General features: G+C 60.6%; 22 protein-coding genes. 10 read left to right on the top strand and 12 right to left on the bottom strand.

The window, feature by feature from the left end:
• The first annotated feature begins 47 nt into the window (after positions 1–47).
• Together EQV97_RS16060 and EQV97_RS16055 are read left to right on the top strand one after the other, a co-directional pair.
• Positions 48–557, top strand: coding sequence for a DUF4124 domain-containing protein (locus EQV97_RS16060; protein WP_122841444.1), 510 nt, complete (start codon positions 48–50; stop codon positions 555–557).
• Positions 554–1174, top strand: a complete 621-nt coding sequence (locus tag EQV97_RS16055) for a DUF4124 domain-containing protein (RefSeq protein WP_276614300.1) — start codon at positions 554–556, stop codon at positions 1172–1174. The genes EQV97_RS16060 and EQV97_RS16055 overlap by 4 nt, the downstream gene beginning before the upstream one ends.
• A gap of 3 nt (positions 1175–1177) precedes the next feature.
• On the opposite strand, the gene EQV97_RS16050 is transcribed toward EQV97_RS16055, so the two are convergent.
• A complete protein-coding gene (locus tag EQV97_RS16050; RefSeq protein WP_240889253.1) occupies positions 1178–1381 on the bottom strand; it encodes a hypothetical protein in 204 nt (67 codons plus the stop codon).
• Positions 1382–1404: 23 nt separating this feature from the next.
• Between EQV97_RS16050 and glnL the strand changes: the two genes are divergently transcribed.
• Both glnL and ntrC read left to right on the top strand, forming a co-directional pair.
• Positions 1405–2490, top strand: a complete 1086-nt coding sequence (glnL, locus tag EQV97_RS16045) for a nitrogen regulation protein NR(II) (protein WP_122841443.1) — start codon at positions 1405–1407, stop codon at positions 2488–2490.
• Positions 2487–3923 (top strand): nitrogen regulation protein NR(I), encoded by a 1437-nt coding sequence (gene ntrC / locus EQV97_RS16040; protein ID WP_045061995.1) that lies wholly within the window; start codon positions 2487–2489, stop codon positions 3921–3923. The genes glnL and ntrC overlap by 4 nt, the downstream gene beginning before the upstream one ends.
• Before the next feature lie 629 nt (positions 3924–4552).
• Here ntrC and EQV97_RS16035 read toward each other — a convergent pair.
• Positions 4553–4993 carry a hypothetical protein gene (locus EQV97_RS16035; RefSeq protein WP_122841442.1) on the bottom strand — a complete coding sequence of 147 codons (441 nt, stop codon included), beginning with the start codon at positions 4991–4993 and terminating at the stop codon, positions 4553–4555.
• Between EQV97_RS16035 and EQV97_RS16030 the strand changes: the two genes are divergently transcribed.
• Positions 4992–5447, top strand: a complete 456-nt coding sequence (locus tag EQV97_RS16030; protein WP_007949025.1) for a tRNA (cytidine(34)-2'-O)-methyltransferase — start codon at positions 4992–4994, stop codon at positions 5445–5447. The two genes, EQV97_RS16035 and EQV97_RS16030, sit on opposite strands and share 2 nt — an antisense overlap.
• 108 nt (positions 5448–5555) lie before the next feature.
• Here the strand turns inward: EQV97_RS16030 and secB are convergent, their stop codons facing one another.
• From secB to EQV97_RS16015, 3 genes are read right to left on the bottom strand one after another with little or no spacing between them, the layout of a single operon-like run.
• Positions 5556–6047, bottom strand: coding sequence for a protein-export chaperone SecB (secB, locus tag EQV97_RS16025; protein ID WP_045061997.1), 492 nt, complete (start codon positions 6045–6047; stop codon positions 5556–5558).
• Between the two features lie 39 nt (positions 6048–6086).
• Positions 6087–6341: a glutaredoxin 3 gene (grxC, locus tag EQV97_RS16020; protein WP_045061998.1), complete on the bottom strand. Its 255-nt coding sequence runs from the start codon at positions 6339–6341 to the stop codon at positions 6087–6089.
• Position 6342: 1 nt separating this feature from the next.
• The gene (locus EQV97_RS16015; protein WP_045061999.1) at positions 6343–6756 is read right to left on the bottom strand and encodes a rhodanese-like domain-containing protein; all 414 of its coding nucleotides are present in this window, start codon (positions 6754–6756) and stop codon (positions 6343–6345) included.
• Positions 6757–6909: 153 nt separating this feature from the next.
• On the opposite strand from EQV97_RS16015, the gene gpmI reads away from it, so the two are divergent.
• The 4 genes from gpmI to EQV97_RS15995 all read left to right on the top strand — a co-directional run bounded on the left by gpmI (position 6910) and on the right by EQV97_RS15995 (position 12115).
• Entirely contained in the window at positions 6910–8439 is a 1530-nt protein-coding gene (gene gpmI, locus EQV97_RS16010; RefSeq protein ID WP_225569278.1) for a 2,3-bisphosphoglycerate-independent phosphoglycerate mutase, read from the top strand.
• 251 nt (positions 8440–8690) lie between these two features.
• Positions 8691–9986, top strand: coding sequence for a murein hydrolase activator EnvC (locus tag EQV97_RS16005; RefSeq protein WP_122841440.1), 1296 nt, complete (start codon positions 8691–8693; stop codon positions 9984–9986).
• A 31-nt stretch (positions 9987–10017) separates the two neighbouring features.
• Positions 10018–11337 carry a S41 family peptidase gene (locus EQV97_RS16000; RefSeq protein WP_122841439.1) on the top strand — a complete coding sequence of 440 codons (1320 nt, stop codon included), beginning with the start codon at positions 10018–10020 and terminating at the stop codon, positions 11335–11337.
• A 1-nt stretch (position 11338) separates the two neighbouring features.
• Positions 11339–12115 carry a divergent polysaccharide deacetylase family protein gene (locus EQV97_RS15995; RefSeq protein ID WP_240889252.1) on the top strand — a complete coding sequence of 259 codons (777 nt, stop codon included), beginning with the start codon at positions 11339–11341 and terminating at the stop codon, positions 12113–12115.
• Between the two features lie 132 nt (positions 12116–12247).
• Here the strand turns inward: EQV97_RS15995 and EQV97_RS15990 are convergent, their stop codons facing one another.
• The 7 genes from EQV97_RS15990 to EQV97_RS15960 form a co-directional block, all read right to left on the bottom strand.
• Complete coding sequence (locus EQV97_RS15990; RefSeq protein ID WP_122841437.1) at positions 12248–13003, bottom strand: ABC transporter substrate-binding protein; 756 nt, start codon at positions 13001–13003, stop codon at positions 12248–12250.
• A gap of 77 nt (positions 13004–13080) precedes the next feature.
• On the bottom strand, positions 13081–13851 hold the full coding sequence (gene hisF / locus EQV97_RS15985) for an imidazole glycerol phosphate synthase subunit HisF (protein WP_007972752.1): 771 nt from the start codon (positions 13849–13851) through the stop codon (positions 13081–13083).
• Between the two features lie 9 nt (positions 13852–13860).
• The gene (gene hisA / locus EQV97_RS15980; RefSeq protein ID WP_045062005.1) at positions 13861–14598 is read right to left on the bottom strand and encodes a 1-(5-phosphoribosyl)-5-[(5-phosphoribosylamino)methylideneamino]imidazole-4-carboxamide isomerase; all 738 of its coding nucleotides are present in this window, start codon (positions 14596–14598) and stop codon (positions 13861–13863) included.
• A 42-nt stretch (positions 14599–14640) separates the two neighbouring features.
• Positions 14641–14895 (bottom strand): DUF2164 domain-containing protein, encoded by a 255-nt coding sequence (locus tag EQV97_RS15975; RefSeq protein ID WP_122841436.1) that lies wholly within the window; start codon positions 14893–14895, stop codon positions 14641–14643.
• Positions 14896–15534: an imidazole glycerol phosphate synthase subunit HisH gene (gene hisH, locus EQV97_RS15970; RefSeq protein ID WP_240889251.1), complete on the bottom strand. Its 639-nt coding sequence runs from the start codon at positions 15532–15534 to the stop codon at positions 14896–14898. It abuts the gene before it with no gap.
• Complete coding sequence (gene hisB, locus EQV97_RS15965; protein WP_007897437.1) at positions 15534–16127, bottom strand: imidazoleglycerol-phosphate dehydratase HisB; 594 nt, start codon at positions 16125–16127, stop codon at positions 15534–15536. The genes hisH and hisB overlap by 1 nt, the downstream gene beginning before the upstream one ends.
• Before the next feature lie 282 nt (positions 16128–16409).
• Positions 16410–18071: an OFA family MFS transporter gene (locus EQV97_RS15960; RefSeq protein ID WP_122841434.1), complete on the bottom strand. Its 1662-nt coding sequence runs from the start codon at positions 18069–18071 to the stop codon at positions 16410–16412.
• A gap of 222 nt (positions 18072–18293) precedes the next feature.
• On the opposite strand from EQV97_RS15960, the gene EQV97_RS15955 reads away from it, so the two are divergent.
• Positions 18294–18698 carry an acetyl-CoA sensor PanZ family protein gene (locus EQV97_RS15955; RefSeq protein ID WP_240889250.1) on the top strand — a complete coding sequence of 135 codons (405 nt, stop codon included), beginning with the start codon at positions 18294–18296 and terminating at the stop codon, positions 18696–18698.
• Positions 18699–18717 lie beyond the last annotated feature (19 nt).

The following is an 18717-nucleotide window of genomic DNA, read 5'->3' as shown; positions in this document are numbered from 1 at the left end:
GCCCTGACCTATGCTGCACCCCAACGCCTTCGCTTCTGGTCGATTTTATGGGTCGTGTTTTTTTACTGTTGTTGCTGCTGATTGCCCTGCCCGCCGCAGCGCAGATCTACAAGTACACCGACGCCAATGGCAACACCGCCTACAGCAACCAACCGCCCGATGGCGTCGTGGCGCAGCCGGTCGAGCTACCTCCGCTAAACAGCGTCGAATCACAACCACCCGCTGCGCCGCCTGTTGACGCCGTCACTGACGAACAGCCGCGCAGCGCATACGAAGTGCTGGAATTGACCAACCTGCCCACCAGCGAAGCGTTACGCGCCAATAACGGCACCTTCACCGTGAACGTGTTGATCAAACCACGCCTGCAGGGCCCGCATCTGTTCCGGCTGCTGCTGGATGACCAGCCCTACGGCCAGCCTGGCAACGTGCCAGTCCTGCAGTTGGTAAACATCGATCGTGGCACCCACAGCCTCGCGGTACAGGTGATCAGCGGGGAAAACGTCGTGCAGCAAAGCCCGACCGTGACCTTCACCGTGCAGCGAGTCCACAAGCCTTGAAAGGGTGGCTGTTGGCCGGACTGCTGATTGCGCTGCCCGCGTCGGCAGAAATATTTACCTACGTCGATGCCCAGGGCAATCGGGTCTTCACCGATCAGCCCGGCTCCGGCAACGCGAAGCGCGTACCGCTGGTGCCGGGTAATCGCATGTCCGCCAATCCGGGCAACGCCAAACCGGCGACACCCAGACAACAAGCCGCAGCGCCCTCCCTTTTTCGCTACGACCTGCTGAGGGTGCTGGTACCCGAACCTGACGCCACGCTGCGCAGCAGCGCCGGTGAACTGATCGTCAGTGTGACCAGCGAGCCCGGCCTGCAACGGGGTCACCGGTACCGCCTGCTGCTGGACGGCAAACCCACCGCCGAACCCGGCCTCAGCCCGGTTTTTGCCCTGACCAACGTCGATCGCGGCACTCACAACCTGTCCGTTGAAATCCTCGACCAGCAAGGACGCACCGTAGAGCGCACCGCCAACCAGCCCTTTCATATGCTGCGAATTTCCCTTGCCCAGAAACGCCAGGTCAAACCCTGCGCCCTTACCGACTTCGGCCAGCGCCCGGAGTGCCCGCTCAAGGACAAACCCGAAGAGGAGAAAAATCCCTTTCTGAAGTTCTTTTAGCCCTCAGTCTGCTTGCGCACTATATTGGTGCGCACAGAGGCGCAGTACCCACTTCTCATCCCATTTTGGTTCGAAACTACCCGTCGAAGCTGGCAAAACGCCACGCAAAAGAGCGTCAAACGCCTGTTTCAGGCGATCGACGCTTCTTTTCAGAGCCTTGGTTTGTTTTTTGCATTTTCCAGTCACAAACGCTTTTTTCTTGCGCACGCCCTGCTCCAAAAGAGGTCCTGATGACCATTAGCGACGCACTGCACCGCTTGCTGCTCGACAACCTGACTACCGCCACCATCCTGCTCGACGCACAACTGCGCCTGGAGTACATGAACCCGGCGGCAGAAATGCTCCTGGCAATCAGCGGGCAGCGCAGTCACGGGCAATTCATCAGTGAATTGTTCACCGAGTCCACCGAAGCGCTGAATTCCCTGCGCCAGGCTGTTGAACAGGCTCACCCATTCACCAAGCGCGAAGCGATGCTCACCGCCCTCACCGGCCAGACCCTGACCGTCGATTACGCCGTGACGCCGATCCTCTCCAACGGCGACACCATGCTGCTGCTCGAGGTCCACCCGCGGGATCGCCTGTTGCGCATCACCAAGGAAGAGGCGCAACTGTCGAAACAGGAGACCAGCAAGATGCTGGTGCGTGGCCTGGCGCACGAGATCAAGAACCCGCTGGGCGGGATTCGTGGCGCAGCGCAACTGCTGGCCCGTGAACTGCCCGAGGAAAGCCTGCGCGACTACACCAACGTGATCATCGAAGAAGCCGATCGCTTGCGCAACCTGGTGGATCGCATGCTCGGCTCGAACAAGCTGCCATCGCTGGCCATGTGCAACATTCACGAAGTGCTAGAGCGCGTCTGCCATCTGGTGGAAGCCGAAAGCCAGGGTTGCATCAACCTGGTGCGCGACTATGACCCAAGCATTCCCGATGTCCTGATCGATCGTGAGCAGATGATTCAGGCGGTATTGAACATCGTGCGCAATGCGATGCAGGCCATCAGCAGCCAGAATGAGCTGCGCCTTGGCCGCATCAGCCTGCGTACCCGGGCCATGCGCCAGTTCACCATCGGCCACGTGCGTCACCGCCTGGTCACCAAGATCGAGATCATCGACAACGGTCCCGGCATACCGGCGGAACTTCAGGAAACCATCTTCTTTCCCATGGTCAGCGGCCGCCCGGACGGTACCGGGCTGGGCCTGGCCATTACCCAGAACATCATCAGCCAGCACCAGGGCCTGATCGAGTGTGACAGCCACCCAGGCCACACCACCTTCTCGATCTTTCTGCCACTGGAACAAGGAGCCACATCGACATGAGCCGTAGTGAAACCGTGTGGATCGTCGATGACGACCGTTCTATCCGTTGGGTCCTGGAAAAAGCCTTGCAGCAGGAAGGCATGACCACGCAAAGCTTCGACAGCGCCGATGGCGTGATGAGCCGCCTGGCGCGCCAGCAGCCGGACGTGATCATCTCTGACATTCGCATGCCCGGCGCCAGCGGTCTGGACCTTCTGGCGCGGATTCGCGAACAGCACCCACGGCTGCCAGTGATCATCATGACCGCTCACTCCGATCTGGACAGCGCTGTCGCGTCCTATCAGGGCGGCGCGTTCGAGTACCTGCCAAAACCGTTCGACGTCGACGAAGCCGTATCGCTGGTCAAGCGGGCGAACCAGCACGCCCAGGAGCAGCAAGGTCTTGAAGTCGTTCCGACCCTGACCCGCACTCCGGAAATCATCGGTGAAGCGCCGGCGATGCAGGAAGTGTTTCGCGCCATCGGACGCTTGAGCCACTCCAACATCACCGTGCTGATCAACGGCGAATCCGGCACCGGCAAGGAACTGGTCGCCCACGCCCTGCATCGCCACAGCCCACGGGCAGCCTCGCCGTTCATCGCGCTGAACATGGCGGCAATCCCCAAGGATTTGATGGAATCGGAGTTGTTCGGCCATGAGAAAGGCGCCTTCACCGGCGCCGCCAATCTGCGCCGCGGGCGTTTCGAACAGGCAGATGGCGGCACGCTGTTCCTCGATGAAATCGGGGACATGCCGGCGGATACCCAGACCCGTTTGCTGCGGGTTCTGGCCGACGGCGAGTTTTATCGGGTAGGGGGGCACACGCCGGTCAAGGTGGATGTACGCATCATCGCCGCGACTCACCAGAATCTGGAAACCCTGGTGCACGCGGGTAAATTCCGCGAAGACTTGTTCCACCGCCTCAACGTCATCCGCATCCACATTCCACGACTGTCGGACCGCCGCGAAGACATCCCGACCCTGGCCAAGCACTTCCTCGCCCGCGCTGCCCAGGAACTGGCAGTGGAGCCCAAGCTGCTCAAGAGCGAGACCGAGGAGTACCTGAAGAACCTGCCGTGGGGCGGCAACGTGCGTCAGCTGGAGAACACCTGCCGCTGGATTACGGTGATGGCTTCCGGTCGCGAAGTGCACATTAGCGACCTGCCGCCGGAACTGTTGAACCTGCCTCAGGATTCGGCCCCGGTGACCAACTGGGAGCAGGCGCTGCGCCAGTGGGCAGACCAGGCACTGGCCCGTGGCCAGTCGAGCCTGCTCGACAGCGCGGTGCCGGCGTTTGAACGGATCATGATCGAGACCGCCCTCAAGCACACGGCTGGCCGCCGGCGTGATGCCGCGGTATTGCTGGGCTGGGGGCGCAACACCCTGACTCGCAAGATCAAGGAATTGGGGATGAAGGTTGATGGTGGGGATGATGATGAGGGGGAAGAGGGCTAAGTACCCTGTAAATCATCGTCGCTGCATAGATCCATTCGCGGGCAAGCCCGCTCCCACAGAGAACCCGGTGTTTTCACGATTGCGTGAACAACACTGGCCCCTGTGGGAGCGGGCTTGCCCGCGATGCTTTTGGCCCCACCGTGCACCGACTGAATGCACCGTGAACCGCAATCGCGCACGAATGCTGATTTAAAACCCCGCCTGCTTTCGCAATCGAACCCTGACCGAAAAAACACGAAAGCCCCGGAATACGGGGCTTTCGACGTTTCAACTCGGCTCTCTGTTTCAACTTGTTAAAAACTGGCACGCCCCCTGCAATAGTCCATTCAGTGAATCAGTTCACTACCCAGTTTCGGGGACCTTGGTACAGGCAGGCCGGGGATTCCCCTCTTTACACCGGGCTCACACCGCACAAGCGACGAGCCCAAACAGTTTTGGGGCCCTTGATACAGGCAGGTCAGGGGTTCCTTCTTTACACCGGGCTTTCGTCGCCATGCGCGAGCCCTGCCGTTTTGGGAACCTTGGTACAGGCAGGCCGGGGATTCCTTCTTTACACCGGGCTCTCGTCGCCATGCGCGAGCCCTGCCGTTTCGGGAACCTTGGTACAGGCAGGCCGGGGATTCCCTCTTTTATTGCTCCCGGAGATGGATCTCCAGCCGCCAGCGGTCATCGACCTCGCTACCGACCCACTCGCCCTGCAGTGGCCGGGCAGCCACCAAGGTCAGCAACAATCCCCCATCACTCAAACGCACTCGCCAGTTCACGCTTTTATCATTGAGCTTGAGCTGCCCTTTCTGCGCCTTGCCTTCGGCCGCGAACAGCAGCGCAAGGCTGCCGTCGACGATCTCGCCATGGGTCTTGGGTTCGTTGCTGAACCACACGACCAATCCGTCACTCGTCACCTCGACCTGCTGCAGTTCACTGGGGTCGGGTGTGGTCAGGCGGCCAATCATCAGCCCGACCATGACACCGACTATCGCCAAAGAACCCATCACGCGCGGGAATAGTTTCGAACGCCGATCCTCGGGCGGCGTAGAATGCCGGTCATCTTTATCTTCGGAGCCGTGCATGTTTCACGTCATCCTCTTCCAACCAGAAATTCCGCCGAATACCGGCAACGTTATCAGGCTGTGCGCCAACAGTGGCTGCCACCTGCATTTGATCGAGCCGCTGGGCTTCGAGATGGACGACAAGCGTCTGCGCAGGGCGGGCCTCGACTACCACGAGTATGCCACCCTGCAACGTCACGCCGACCTCGCCAGCTGCCTGGAAAGCCTCGGTCACCCGCGCCTGTTCGCCTTCACCACCAAGGGCTCGCGACCGTTCCACGATGCCAGCTTCGCCGAGGGCGACGCCTTCCTGTTCGGTCCGGAGAGCCGGGGCCTGCCGGCCGAGGTGCTGGACGCCCTGCCCGGCGAGCAACGCCTTCGGTTACCGATGCGCGAAGGCTGCCGCAGCCTGAACCTGTCGAACACCGTGGCGGTGGCCGTGTACGAAGGCTGGCGCCAGCTCGGCTTCAAGTAACCCGAAGATTATTTTCGCCTGACAGAAACAATCGCGGGCAAGCCCGCTCCCACAGGTTTTGCTCAATCCTGTGGGAGCGGGCTTGCCCGCGATTTGCAGCAGCGCCGCTTATTGAACGGTCGGAGTCTCGCCAGCTGCCTGCATGCGCTGCAGCTCTTGCGCGTACAGCGCATCGAAGTTCACCGGAGCCAGCATCAGGGCCGGGAACGAGCCGCGGGTTACCAGGCTGTCCAGGGTTTCGCGAGCGTACGGGAACAGGATGTTCGGGCAGAACGCACCCAGGGTGTGGCTCATCGAAGCGTCGTCCAGGTTCTTGATCAGGAAGATCCCGGCCTGTTGTACTTCAGCGATAAAGGCGACTTCGCCGCTCTCACCGTTCTTCACGGTCACCGACAAGGTCAGCACGACTTCGTGGAAGTCACCTTCCAGGGCCTTCTGGCGAGTGTTCAGATCCAGACCGACGCTCGGCTCCCACTGCTGGCGGAAGATCGCCGGGCTTTTCGGGGCTTCGAAGGACAAGTCACGTACATAGATGCGCTGCAAGGAGAATTGCGGTGCGGTTTCTTCTTCGCTAGCTGCAGTGTTCTGTTGGTCAGTCATCTCAGATCCTTTCTGATCTTGGGTCTTATAGGGAAGGCGTCAGGCCTTGAGCAGGGCGTCGAGCTTGCCGGCGCGCTCAAGGGCAAATAAATCATCACAGCCACCGATGTGGCGCTCGCCGATCCAGATCTGCGGGACGGAGGTCCGTCCGGCTTTCTGGGCCATGGCGGCGCGAACCTGCGGCTTGCCATCGACCTTGATCTCTTCGAAGGCCACGCCTTTGTTCTCGAGCAGATACTTGGCGCGCGAGCAGTAAGGGCAGTAATCGCTGGAATAGACGACGACGTTGCTCATATCACTTCACCAGCGGCAGGTTGTCGCCTTTCCAGCTGGAGATCCCGCCGGACAGCTTGGCGGCGGTGAAGCCGGATTTCATCAGTTCACGGGCGTGAGTGCCAGCGGTCTGACCCATGGCGTCGACCAGGATGATGGTCTTGGCCTTGTGCTTTTCCAGTTCGCCGACACGAGCAGTCAGTTTGTCGTGAGGAATATTCAGCGCGCCGACAATGTGACCGGCGGCGAAGTCCTTGGCCGGACGAATGTCGATCACCACGCCTGCGTCCTTGTTGACCAGCCCGGTCAGTTCACCGGTGCTCAGGCTACGACCGCCGCCCTTCATTTCATGGGCGATCAGCAGAGCCAGCAGAACGGCGAAGATACCGACAAGCAGATAGTGAGTGGTGGCAAATGCAATCAGGTGATCAACCATTGAAGGAGGTTCCAGGGCGTTAAAATGTCGGCCAGTATACACAGCCCCTATGGTGGGCCAAACCCCGTCCGGCGGTGACGCAGCAGGAACTTACCTTTAAACTGCCACTCCCTTTTCCATTGCCCTCTTTTAACTCAGCCACGAGTGGAATCCATGACTACCACGCCTAAACCTTTGGTCCTGATCATCCTCGACGGCTTCGGTCACAGTGAGAGCCCTGAATCCAACGCCGTATTCGCCGCGAAGAAGCCTGTGCTGGACCGCCTGACGGCCTCCGTACCCAACGGCCTGATCTCCGGCAGCGGCATGGACGTCGGCTTGCCGGATGGCCAGATGGGCAACTCCGAAGTCGGTCACATGAACCTGGGTGCCGGCCGCGTTGTGTATCAGGACTTCACTCGCGTGACCAAATCGATTCGGGACGGCGAGTTCTTTGAAAACCCGACCATCTGCGCTGCCGTGGATAAAGCCGTGGCTGCCGGCAAAGCCGTGCACTTCATGGGCCTGCTGTCTGACGGCGGCGTTCACAGCCACCAGGACCACCTGGTGGCCATGGCGGAACTGGCCTACAAGCGCGGCGCCGAGAAAATCTACCTGCATGCCTTCCTCGACGGCCGCGACACCCCGCCGAAAAGTGCCCAGTCGTCCATCGAATTGCTCGATGCCAGCTTCCAGGCCCTCGGTAAAGGCCGCATCGCCAGCATCATCGGCCGTTATTTCGCCATGGACCGCGACAATCGCTGGGACCGCGTAGCCCAGGCTTACAACCTGATCGTCGATGGCAACGGCGAGTTCAATGCCGCCACTGCCCAGGAAGGTCTGCAAGCCGCCTACGACCGTGGCGAGAGCGACGAATTCGTCAAGGCCACCTCCATCGGTGAGCCGGTCAAGGTCGAAGACGGCGATGCCGTGGTGTTCATGAACTTCCGCGCCGACCGCGCCCGGGAACTGACCCGAGTGTTCGTCGAGGACGATTTCAAGGAATTTGCCCGCGCCCGCCAGCCGAAACTGTCCGGTTTTGTCATGCTGACCCAATATGCCGCCAGCATCCCTGCCCCATCGGCTTTCGCCGCAGGCAGCCTGGACAACGTACTGGGCGATTACCTGGCGAAAAACGGCAAGACCCAGCTGCGCATCGCCGAAACCGAGAAATATGCTCACGTGACCTTCTTCTTCTCCGGCGGGCGCGAAGAACCGTTCCCGGGCGAAGAGCGCATCCTGATCCCGTCGCCCAAAGTCGCCACCTACGACCTGCAGCCGGAAATGAGCGCACCGGAAGTCACAGACCGGATCGTCGACGCCATTGAAAACCAGCGTTATGACGTGATCGTGGTCAACTACGCCAACGGCGACATGGTCGGCCATAGCGGCGTATTCGATGCAGCAGTCAAGGCGGTTGAGTGCCTGGACCTGTGCGTGGGCCGAATCGTGGACGCGCTGGAAAAAGTGGGCGGCGAAGCGCTGATCACCGCCGACCACGGCAACGTCGAGAAAATGGCCGACGAAGAAACCCACCAGGCTCACACGGCGCACACCACCGAGCCGGTGCCGTTCATTTATGTCGGTAAACGTGACTTCAAGGTACGTGATGGCGGCGTACTGGCGGATGTGGCGCCAACCATGTTGATGCTGATGGGTCTGGAAAAACCGGCCGAAATGACCGGCACATCGATACTGGTGTAATCCGTCCGCACAAACATCGCAAAACCCTGTGGGAGCTGGCTTGCCAGCGGTAGCGATCTGACACCAACCTCAATGTTGAATGTTCAGACGCCATCGCCGGCAAGCCAGCTCCCACAGTGGCTTATGGCGTTTTCGCAACGGAATCTGGCCTGTTGCTTGTCCCGGTTATCACACAGCCCCAATTGGGCATTTTTTTTGCCGCGCTTGGCGGGCATACTAGGCCGTCCCTTTCCCTGGTGTCGCCCGCCTTTATGCTTCGCGTCCTGATAGCCCTTGCCCTGACTTGCCTGCTCCAACCGGCCTTCGCTGACGAGCGCGCGCAAACCCAACAGCAGTTGGACGCCACGCGTCAGGACATTGCCGAGCTGAAGAAACTGCTGGGCAAGCTCCAGCAGGAAAAATCCGGCGTGCAAAAGGACCTCAAAGGCACCGAGACGGAAATGGGCAAGCTCGAAAAGCAGGTCGATGCCCTGCAAAAAGAGCTGAAGAAAAGCGAATCCGAGCTGCAGCGACTCGATGCCGAGAAAAAAAAACTCCAGAGCGCGCGCATTGAACAGCAACGACTGATTGCCATCCAGGCCCGAGCGGCCTATCAGAACGGGCGCCAGGAGTACCTCAAGCTGCTGCTTAACCAGCAGAACCCGGAAAGATTCGCCCGCACCCTCACCTATTACGACTACCTGAGCCAGGCCCGCCTGGAGCAGTTGAAAAACTTCAACGAAACCTTGCGCCAGCTGGCCAATGTCGAAAAAGACATCGACATGCAGCAGGCTCAACTGCTGGTGCAGAAAAGTAGCCTGGACAGCCAGCGAGACGAGCTCGAAAAGGTTCGCCAGGAGCGCCAGCAAGTGCTCGCCAAGCTCAACCTCGACGTCAAGGCCCGCGACCAGAAGCTGGCGGCACGGGAGCAGGATCAGGCAGACCTGTCTAAAGTCCTTAAAACCATCGAAGAAACCCTGGCCCGTCAGGCCCGAGAGGCAGAAGAAGCGCGGCAAAAAGCGCTGATCGCCCAGCAGGAAGCCGAAAAAAAGCGTTTACGTGAGGCCCAGGCAGCAGCAGAAGACAACACTGACGCCCCACGCAAACAGGTCAAATCAACACCCGGCGCGCTGGTCTCCAGCTCAGGCGAAACCTTCGGTGGTGCTTTTGCTTCCACTCGGGGAAAACTTCCATGGCCTGTTGATGGTCGATTGCTGGCACGCTTTGGCGAATCCCGTGGTGATGACGCTCGAACCAAGTGGGACGGCGTAATGATCAGTGCTTCCGCCGGCAGCCAGGTGCATGCCGTGCACGGTGGTCGTGTGGTGTTTGCCGATTGGCTGCGCGGTGCCGGACTGCTGGTTATCCTGGATCACGGCAACGGTTTCCTGAGTCTTTATGGTCACAACCAGACGCTGTTGAAGTCTGCAGGTGACGTGGTTAAAGCCGGTGAGTCCATCTCCACTGTCGGTAGCAGTGGCGGGCAGGACACTCCGGCGTTGTATTTCGCTATTCGTCAGCAGGGTCACCCGAGTGATCCCGCGCAATGGTGCCGCGCGCAAGGATAAGCACGCCATCTACTTCAGGAGTTCGTTCGACATGCTGCATCTGTCCCGCCTTACCTCGCTGGCCCTGACGATCGCCCTGGTGATCGGCGCGCCTCTGGCGTTTGCCGCTCAACCGGCCCCGGTAGTCGCGCCTGCGGGCACTGCTGCGACCACCAAGGCGCCTTTGCCGCTGGAAGAGTTGCGCACCTTTGCCGAGGTCATGGACCGGATCAAGGCCGCCTATGTCGAACCTGTTGACGACAAGACCCTGCTGGAAAATGCCATCAAGGGCATGCTCAGCAACCTTGACCCGCACTCCGCCTACCTGGGCCCGGAAGATTTTGCCGAGCTGCAGGAAAGCACCAGCGGCGAATTTGGCGGCCTGGGTATCGAAGTCGGCGCCGAGGACGGTTTCATCAAGGTGGTTTCGCCGATCGATGACACCCCTGCGTCCAAGGCCGGCATCCAGGCTGGCGACTTCATCGTCAAAATCAACGGCCAGCCCACCCGCGGCCAGAGCATGACCGAAGCCGTGGATCTGATGCGCGGCAAAATCGGCCAGAAAATCACCCTGACCCTGGTGCGCGACGGCGGCACGCCGTTCGACGTGACCCTGGCCCGCGCCATCATCCAGGTCAAGAGCGTCAAGGCACAGCTGCTGGAGTCGGGCTACGGCTATATCCGCATCACCCAGTTCCAGGTCAAGACCGGCGAAGAGGTCTCCAAGGCCCTGGCCAAGCTGCGCAAGGACAACGGCAAGAAACTCAAGGGCGTCATTCTCGACCTGCGCAACAACCCGGGCGGCGTACTGCAATCGGCGGTGGAAGTGGTCGACCACTTCATCACCAAAGGCCTGATCGTCTACACCAAGGGCCGCATCGCCAACTCCGAGCTGCGCTTCTCGGCCACTGGCAAGGATGAAAGCGAAGCCGTGCCAATGGTCGTGCTGATCAACGGCGGCAGCGCCTCGGCCTCGGAGATTGTCGCCGGCGCCCTGCAGGATCAGAAACGTGCAGTCATCATGGGCACCACCAGTTTCGGCAAAGGCTCGGTGCAAACCGTGCTGCCGCTGAACAACGATCGCGCCCTGAAGATCACCACGGCGCTGTACTACACGCCGAACGGCCGCTCGATCCAGGCCCAGGGCATCGTCCCGGACATCGAAGTGCGCAAGGCGAAGATCACCAGCGAGCAGGACGGCGACTACTTCAAGGAAGCCGATCTGCAAGGTCACCTGGGCAACGGCAATGGCGGCGAAGACAAGCCGACCGGCTCCGGCGGCAAAGCCAAGGCGATGCCGCAGGATGATGATTACCAGCTGGCCCAGGCGCTCAGCCTGCTCAAGGGTTTGAGCATCACTTCTGGCCGCTGAGATGTGCGTGCGGTTGCTGCTCGCCCTGTTGTGCTGCCTGGCGGGTGTTGCTCACGCAACGCCCGCCGCCAACACGGCGCACAAGGCCTACATCAGCCTGATCATTGACGACCTGGGGCAGAACCTGCCCCGGGACCGTCGAGTGCTTGCCCTGCCCGGCCCCGTGACGGCGGCGATCATGCCCGACACGCCCCACGCCACCGAGTTTGCCCGTGAAGCCCACCGCGCCGGCAAGATCGTGATCCTGCACATGCCCATGGACCCGGCCACCGGCCCGTTCGCCTGGCATCCCGAGCTGCCCATCGAAGAACTTGAGAAACGCCTCAATGCGGCGTTCAAGGTCGTGCCTTATACCGCCGGCATCAACAACCATATGGGCAGCCGCATGACCGCTCAGCGACCGGCCATGGCCTGGTTGATGGCGCAGTTGCAGCGCCGGCACAAGCTGTTCGTCGACAGCCGCACCAGCGCGCAGACGGTTGCGGCGGCCGAGGCGCAGAAGATTGGGTTGGCGAGCGTTTCGCGGGATGTATTCCTGGATGATGAGCGCACTGAAGCGGCTATTTTCACCCAGCTACAGACGGCGATCAGCCTGGCGCGCAAGCAGGGTTCGGCGGTGATGATCGGGCATCCGTATCCGCAGACGCTGGCGGTACTGGAGCGGGAATTGCCCAAGCTCAAGGCCCAGGGCATCGAGTGGATTGATATCAGGCAGATGATCAGCGTGCGCGGCAATCGAGCGACGGCGGCTCACGGCAATGACGGCGTGTACCGCTAAAAGATCGCAGCCTTCGGCAGCTCCTACACGTCGGGGCGTTCGGCAACTCCTACACGTGGGTCCGCTCGGCCGCACCTGCAGGGTGGTGCGTTCGGCGTAGGAGCTGCCGAAGGCTGCGATCTTTTGATTTACCTAGAGATAACGAGCCATGATCTCATCCACCACGCCTTCCTTGCGCAACTGATCCAGCGCGGCCTGCAGTTTGGCAACGGTGGTATCCGGAACGTCTTTGTTCAACGCCAGATAGAGCTCGGCACTGTTGAAGCGCAGTACCGTCTTGAGCCCGTTCACACCCTCCTGACGTGCCAGATAACGCCCGGCCGGGTCACCCGTGGCCCACAGGTCGATCTGGCCATTGACCAGCTTCTTCGCGTTGTCCTGATCGCGCAGCACCACGATTGGCTTGAGGCCCTGCTTGGTCAGCGTCTCGGCGATCGCATCGCCCTTGTAGGCACCAATCCGGTACTTGCTGGCCTGTTCCAGCGTCTCCAGGCTGATCTTGCTGTCTGCCTTGGCGAGCATGATCCAGTCGTCCGGACCAATGGGGCCAACCCACTTGAAGAGATTTTCGCGATCAGGCAGTCGCGCCATCACGAACACGCCGTAACCTGGTTTTTCGAGGGCAAGTTTATACACGCGCTCCCAGGGGAAACGCAGCGTCAGGCTGTAGGTGATATCAGCACGCTTGAACATCTCGCGAACGATGTCGGTGGCGATGCCATTGATGTTTTCGTCCTGGGCGAAATTCTTGCCGTTCTTCGCCATGTTGTAGGGCGGGAAGTTTTCAGTCAGCAGCACCAGGTCGGTGGCGGGACTTTCTGCGGCAGGCACGTTGTTGGAGAGCAATACGGCTGCGCTGGCGAGGACAAGAAGAAAGCGTTTCAGCATGTCTGGCTACCGAGATCCATGGCGTACCCAAGAGTGCCTTGAGCCCGCCATGATGTCCACTGGCCTGTACCGTTTGTTCAGCGCATTACGATGCCGCGATGAGCCATGTAGGCCTTGGCTTCCTGCACGGTGTATTCGCCGAAGTGGAAGATACTCGCAGCCAGCACGGCACTGGCGTGACCTTCGATGATGCCATCGGCCAGATGCTGCAGGTTGCCGACGCCACCCGAGGCGATCACCGGGATCCCCAGTGCATCGCTGATGGCGCGGGTCACGCCCAGGTCGAAGCCGTTTTTCATGCCGTCCTGGTCCATGCTGGTCAGCAGGATTTCACCGGCGCCCAGGCCTTCCATCTTCTTCGCCCACTCCACCGCGTCGAGGCCGGTAGGTTTGCGCCCGCCGTGGGTGAAGATTTCCCAGCGCGGGGTTTCGCCCGGGCCGGAGACTTTCTTCGCGTCAATGGCGACAACGATGCACTGCGAACCAAAATGCTGGGCAGCTTCGCCGACAAATTCCGGGTTGAACACGGCCGCGGTATTGATCGAGACCTTGTCCGCGCCGGCATTGAGCAAGTTGCGAATGTCCTGCACGGTACGCACGCCGCCGCCTACGGTCAGCGGGATGAATACCTGGCTGGCCATGCGCTCGACGGTATGCAGCGTGGTGTCGCGGCCATCGACGCTGGCGGTGATGTCGAGAAAGGTAATCTCGTCGGCACCCTGCTCGTCGTAACGACGGGCGATTTCCACCGGATCACCGGCGTCGCGGATGTTCTCGAACTTCACACCCTTGACGACCCGGCCGTTGTCTACGTCCAGGCAAGGGATGATGCGTTTGGCCAGCGCCATAGTCAGTCCTCAGCCTTTATACGAATCGCAGAAAGCTTGCGCTTCGGCGACGTCGAGGGTGCCTTCGTAGATCGCCCGGCCGGTGATGGCGCCGATGATGCCTGGCGCCTTGGCGTCGAGCAGCGACTTGATGTCACCCAGGTTGTGGATGCCGCCGGAAGCGATCACCGGAATGCGCGTGGCAGCCGCCAGCGCAGCGGTGTACGAAACGTTGCAGCCCTGCATCATGCCGTCTTTGGCGATGTCGGTATAAACGATGGCAGACACACCGTCGGATTCGAATTGCTTGGCCAGGTCGATGACGTTCACGGTGCTGATCTCAGCCCAGCCATCGGTGGCGACGAAGCCGTCCTTGGCATCCAGGCCAACGATTACCTTGCCAGGGAATGCGCGGCAGGCTTCGGCGACAAACGCGGGGTCTTTCACGGCCTTGGTGCCGATGATCACGTAGCTCACGCCGGCTTTCACGTAGTGCTCGATGGTTTCCAGCGAACGGATACCGCCGCCGATCTGGATCGGCAGATTGGGGTAGCGCCTGGCGATCGCAGTGACAACCTCGCCATTGACCGGCTGGCCTTCAAAAGCACCGTTCAGGTCGACCAGATGCAGACGGCGGCAACCGCCCTCCACCCACTTGGCGGCCATGCTCACCGGATCATCGGAGAACACCGTGGAATCTTCCATGCGGCCCTGGCGCAGACGAACACAGGCACCGTCTTTGAGATCGATAGCGGGGATAATCAGCATCTGGCAAACCTTCAAATTCGATTGTTCAGCTTCGCTCGGAAATCAGTTTTTCTCGAGCGCCCACAAGTCGCTTTCGATGCTCTCGAACCTTTCTTTAAGGTGCGCCTGCACATCGAAAATCGCCCTGTTGTAATAGTGCGGAGCAATTTCGCGGGTAAACAGCTCAAGGATTTCGGCCGCTTCGAACGAACCCAGGTCCAGTTCGAAGCGATCCTCCATGAAGCGCTTGATCTTGTGATTGGCCTCATTCTCCTGTTCGGGAGTGAGGGTCAGGATCGGCGGCTTTTTCCTGGCCATTTACCAGCGACCATCCCACGCAGCGAAGTTCTGCAACAATTGCAGGCCATGGGTATGGCTCTTCTCCGGGTGGAACTGCACGGCGAAACGCGAGCCATCGGCCAGCGCCGCGGCGAAATCGACACCGTAGTGACCGCCACCCACCACCTGCCGCGCGTTGCCGGCAGCGATGTAGTAGCTGTGCACGAAGTAGAAACGCGCCAGGTCCGGAATGTTGTGCCACAGCGGATGCGAGATCGTCTGCTTCACTTCGTTCCAGCCCATGTGCGGGACCTTCAGATGCTCGCCATCTTCATGCAGGTCCTTGCCGAAGAACTTCACCGCGCCGGAAAACAGGCCGATGCAGTCAACGCCGTCGTTCTCTTCACTGCTATCGAGCAGGGCTTGCATGCCGACGCAGATGCCGAGGAACGGACGGTCCTGGCTGACTTCGCGAACCAGCGAATCGAAGCCCAGGCGCCGGATCTCGGCCATGCAGTCGCGAATCGCGCCGACGCCGGGAAAAACCACCCGGTCGGCTTCGCGAATCACATTGGCATCGCTGGTGATCAGGACCTTGCCGGCACCGACGTGCTCGAGGGCCTTGGCCACCGAGTGCAGGTTGCCCATGCCGTAATCGATTACCGCGACCGTCTGCATTACAGAACGCCCTTGGTCGACGGCATTTGGCCGGCCATGCGGTCATCGAGCTCGACGGCCATGCGCAGGGCGCGGCCGAATGCCTTGAACACGGTTTCGATCTGGTGGTGGGTGTTGGTGCCACGCAGATTGTCGATGTGCAGGCTGACCAGTGCGTGGTTGACGAAGCCCTGGAAGAATTCCTGGAACAGGTCAACATCGAAACCGCCAACGGTGGCGCGGGTATAGGGAACATGCATCTGCAAGCCAGGACGGCCGGAGAAGTCGATGACTACCCGCGACAGTGCTTCATCCAGCGGGACATAGGCGTGGCCGTAGCGACGGATGCCTTTTTTGTCACCGATGGCTTTGGCAAAAGCCTGGCCCAGGGTGATGCCGACGTCTTCCACGGTGTGGTGGTCGTCGATATGCAGGTCGCCCTTGCTGACGATATCCAGGTCGATCAGCCCGTGACGGGCGATCTGGTCCAGCATGTGCTCAAGAAAAGGTACACCGATATCAAATCGGGCCTTTCCGGTGCCATCCAGGTTGATCGAGGCTTTAATCTGGGTTTCCAGAGTGTCGCGCTCGACTGACGCCATACGTTCGGCCATCACCAGCTCCGCAAATCATTGGGCGAAAAAGGCAACCATTATAGGGGCGCGGGCGGGAAACAGAAACACGAGAGGTGATATCACTGACGGAGTGAATTCAGGGGTGTGGCGGGTAGACATGTGCATACAAGCGATATTTGGAGACACATGAATCAAGTGTGGGAGTGAGCCTGCTCGCGATAGGGCCCGCACATTCGACATTTCTGCCGACTGTCAGGCCGCAATCGCGGGCAAGCCCGCTCCCACAGGGTTGGGTGTTGGCCTGAAATTCAGGCCTGTCCCTTAGTGAAACAGCACCGCCGTTTTCTGCAGGGTCACCCAGACACCCCACGCCAACGGAATGCCCACCACCAGCCAGGCGGCAATCGCCAGCGGCTTGGTACCCGGGGCAGCTTTCCACTCCAGCACGGTAGTGCTGTCAGCGCCCTTGTCGTGACCCAGTGCCTGTTCGGCGGCCAGTTCGGCATCGGTCATGAAGTACTTGTCGGCCACCGGCCGTACCAGCAGGTTGCACAGGAAGCCCAGCACCAGCAGGCCCGCCAGGATGTACAAGGTGATGTCATACGCTGCCGCGCGCTCCACCCCAATGCTCAGCTGATACTCACGCAGGTAGTTCACCAGCACCGGCCCCAACACACCCGCCGCTGCCCATGCGGTCAGCAGGCGACCGTGAATCGCCCCCACCATCTGGGTGCCGAACAGGTCCGCCAGGTAAGCCGGCACCGTCGCAAAACCACCGCCGTACATCGACAGGATGATGCAAAACGCCGCCACGAACAGCGCGACATTGCCCAGGTGACCCAGGTTCGGGATCAGCGCGTACAGTGCGAAACCCAGGGCAAAGAACACGAAATAAGTGTTTTTGCGGCCCAGGTAATCCGAGAACGACGCCCAGAAGAAACGACCGCCGATATTGAACAGGCTCAGCAATCCGGTAAAACCTGCCGCGATCGCAGCGATGGAAGCCAGTTGCCCGGCGTCCAGTTGGCCAAATGGCAGGTCGACACCGATCAGTCTGCCGCCAAACACTTCCTGCAACAGCGGCGACGCCATGCCCAGGATGCCGATACCGGCAGACACGTTGAGGCACAGAACCAGCCACACCAGGCGGAATTGCGGGGTTTTCCACGCCACATTCACGTGCACATGGCGATGGGTGATCATCGCATTCGCAGCTTTCCTGGCCGGGGCAGTCCAGCCTTCAGGCTTCCAGCCCGTTGGCGGAACGCGGTAGGACAGTGCGCCGCCGATCATGAACACGAAGTAGATCGCGGCCATTACCAGGAAGCTTTGCCACACCCCGACGCTGGTCGGCGAAGCAAAATGCCCCATCAGCGCCGCAGCGAGCGGAGCCCCCACCATTGCGCCACCACCGAAGCCCATGATCGCCATGCCAGTGGCCATGCCGCGTTTGTCCGGGAACCACTTGATCAGGGTCGAGACCGGCGAAATGTAGCCCAAACCAAGGCCGATACCGCCAATGACCCCGGAACCGATCCACATCAGCCAGATCTGGTGGGTATAAATCCCCAGCGCCGATATCAGCAGACCACCACACCAGCACAGTGCCGACACTACGCCGGCCTTGCGCGGCCCGGCGTGTTCCAGCCAGCCACCCCAGATCGCCGCCGAGCAGCCGAGGAAAATGAAGAACAGGGTGTAGATCCAGCCGAGCATCGAGATCGGCCAGTCGCACTGGGAGGAGAAGATTTGCGAGATAAAACTCATGTCCGGCGCGCAAGCCACAGGTGCGGTCACACCCAGGGCTTTGGACAACGGCAGCCAGAACACCGAAAAGCCGTAGGCCATGCCGATGCAAAGGTGGATCGCCAGTGCGGCCGGCGGTACCAGCCAACGGTTGAAACCGGGCTTGGCGATGATGCGTTCCTTGGACAGGAACGCAGGCTGTCCGGCGAAGCCGTCAGCCGTGATGCTCGTGGTCATTGTGTATCCCCCAATTATTAGTATTGTTCGCCAGCCACTGCTCATCCCCAGCCTTTATGCACACAGGCATGACTGTCTTGTCAGATGAAGCTCCATTTTGATGCGACATCAAGTCGCAGAAGGACGGACGTACCAGCAGAGGTTACCATCTGCGCGTGGCAGAAAAATCAATCTGACATCACCTTTTGCACGTCATCTGATCTCTTTCCCGCTGGAGCCGCCATGCCGATCGTTGTCGAGTCGCTCAAAGAAGCCAACTATCAGGATCAGCAAGACTTGCAGAAGATCTATCGGGATGCGCCGCAGTGGCTCTTCGCACCCTTTGCCTCGCAGCAGCAGTTGATCGAAGCCTGCCTGGGCGATGGCTCGCTGATCGCCGGGCGCTTCAATGACCGCTTGCTGGGTGCCGCCCGCCTGCAACGGCACCAGAACGTCTGGCACCTGTCCCAACTGTGCGTGCGCAAGATCACCCGTCGACGCGGCGTCGCCGAGCGCCTGGTGGACGAGGCGCGGAAAATGGCCCGCGACGCCGGCGCCACCTTGCACCTGCTGGCCCCCGCCGGCCATCTTGAAGCCCAGGCGCTCGCCGCCAAGCTGAAAGTATCGCTGGATGAACTGACAACGTGATCGCCGACCGATCGTCGTC

The sequence above is a fragment of the Pseudomonas sp. TMW22090 genome (assembly GCF_022496665.1).
Lineage (GTDB): Bacteria > Pseudomonadota > Gammaproteobacteria > Pseudomonadales > Pseudomonadaceae > Aquipseudomonas > Aquipseudomonas gregormendelii.
Note: the sequence above shows the minus strand (reverse complement) of the source record. Positions and strands in the feature narration are given on the sequence as shown.

What these genes read in the sequence shown, in the direction of transcription:
- EQV97_RS16060 (WP_122841444.1), top strand. Translation starts at nt 48, where the DNA reads ATGGGTCGTGTTTTTTTACTGTTGTTGCTGCTGATTGCCCTGCCCGCC.
- glnL (WP_122841443.1), top strand. Translation starts at nt 1,405, where the DNA reads ATGACCATTAGCGACGCACTGCACCGCTTGCTGCTCGACAACCTGACT.
- ntrC (WP_045061995.1), top strand. Translation starts at nt 2,487, where the DNA reads ATGAGCCGTAGTGAAACCGTGTGGATCGTCGATGACGACCGTTCTATC.
- EQV97_RS16030 (WP_007949025.1), top strand. Translation starts at nt 4,992, where the DNA reads ATGTTTCACGTCATCCTCTTCCAACCAGAAATTCCGCCGAATACCGGC.
- EQV97_RS16035 (WP_122841442.1), bottom strand. Translation starts at nt 4,993, where the DNA reads ATGCACGGCTCCGAAGATAAAGATGACCGGCATTCTACGCCGCCCGAG.
- secB (WP_045061997.1), bottom strand. Translation starts at nt 6,047, where the DNA reads ATGACTGACCAACAGAACACTGCAGCTAGCGAAGAAGAAACCGCACCG.
- grxC (WP_045061998.1), bottom strand. Translation starts at nt 6,341, where the DNA reads ATGAGCAACGTCGTCGTCTATTCCAGCGATTACTGCCCTTACTGCTCG.
- EQV97_RS16015 (WP_045061999.1), bottom strand. Translation starts at nt 6,756, where the DNA reads ATGGTTGATCACCTGATTGCATTTGCCACCACTCACTATCTGCTTGTC.
- gpmI (WP_225569278.1), top strand. Translation starts at nt 6,910, where the DNA reads ATGACTACCACGCCTAAACCTTTGGTCCTGATCATCCTCGACGGCTTC.
- EQV97_RS16005 (WP_122841440.1), top strand. Translation starts at nt 8,691, where the DNA reads ATGCTTCGCGTCCTGATAGCCCTTGCCCTGACTTGCCTGCTCCAACCG.
- EQV97_RS16000 (WP_122841439.1), top strand. Translation starts at nt 10,018, where the DNA reads ATGCTGCATCTGTCCCGCCTTACCTCGCTGGCCCTGACGATCGCCCTG.
- EQV97_RS15995 (WP_240889252.1), top strand. Translation starts at nt 11,339, where the DNA reads ATGTGCGTGCGGTTGCTGCTCGCCCTGTTGTGCTGCCTGGCGGGTGTT.
- EQV97_RS15990 (WP_122841437.1), bottom strand. Translation starts at nt 13,003, where the DNA reads ATGCTGAAACGCTTTCTTCTTGTCCTCGCCAGCGCAGCCGTATTGCTC.
- hisF (WP_007972752.1), bottom strand. Translation starts at nt 13,851, where the DNA reads ATGGCGCTGGCCAAACGCATCATCCCTTGCCTGGACGTAGACAACGGC.
- hisA (WP_045062005.1), bottom strand. Translation starts at nt 14,598, where the DNA reads ATGCTGATTATCCCCGCTATCGATCTCAAAGACGGTGCCTGTGTTCGT.
- EQV97_RS15975 (WP_122841436.1), bottom strand. Translation starts at nt 14,895, where the DNA reads ATGGCCAGGAAAAAGCCGCCGATCCTGACCCTCACTCCCGAACAGGAG.
- hisH (WP_240889251.1), bottom strand. Translation starts at nt 15,534, where the DNA reads ATGCAGACGGTCGCGGTAATCGATTACGGCATGGGCAACCTGCACTCG.
- hisB (WP_007897437.1), bottom strand. Translation starts at nt 16,127, where the DNA reads ATGGCCGAACGTATGGCGTCAGTCGAGCGCGACACTCTGGAAACCCAG.
- EQV97_RS15960 (WP_122841434.1), bottom strand. Translation starts at nt 18,071, where the DNA reads ATGACCACGAGCATCACGGCTGACGGCTTCGCCGGACAGCCTGCGTTC.
- EQV97_RS15955 (WP_240889250.1), top strand. Translation starts at nt 18,294, where the DNA reads ATGCCGATCGTTGTCGAGTCGCTCAAAGAAGCCAACTATCAGGATCAG.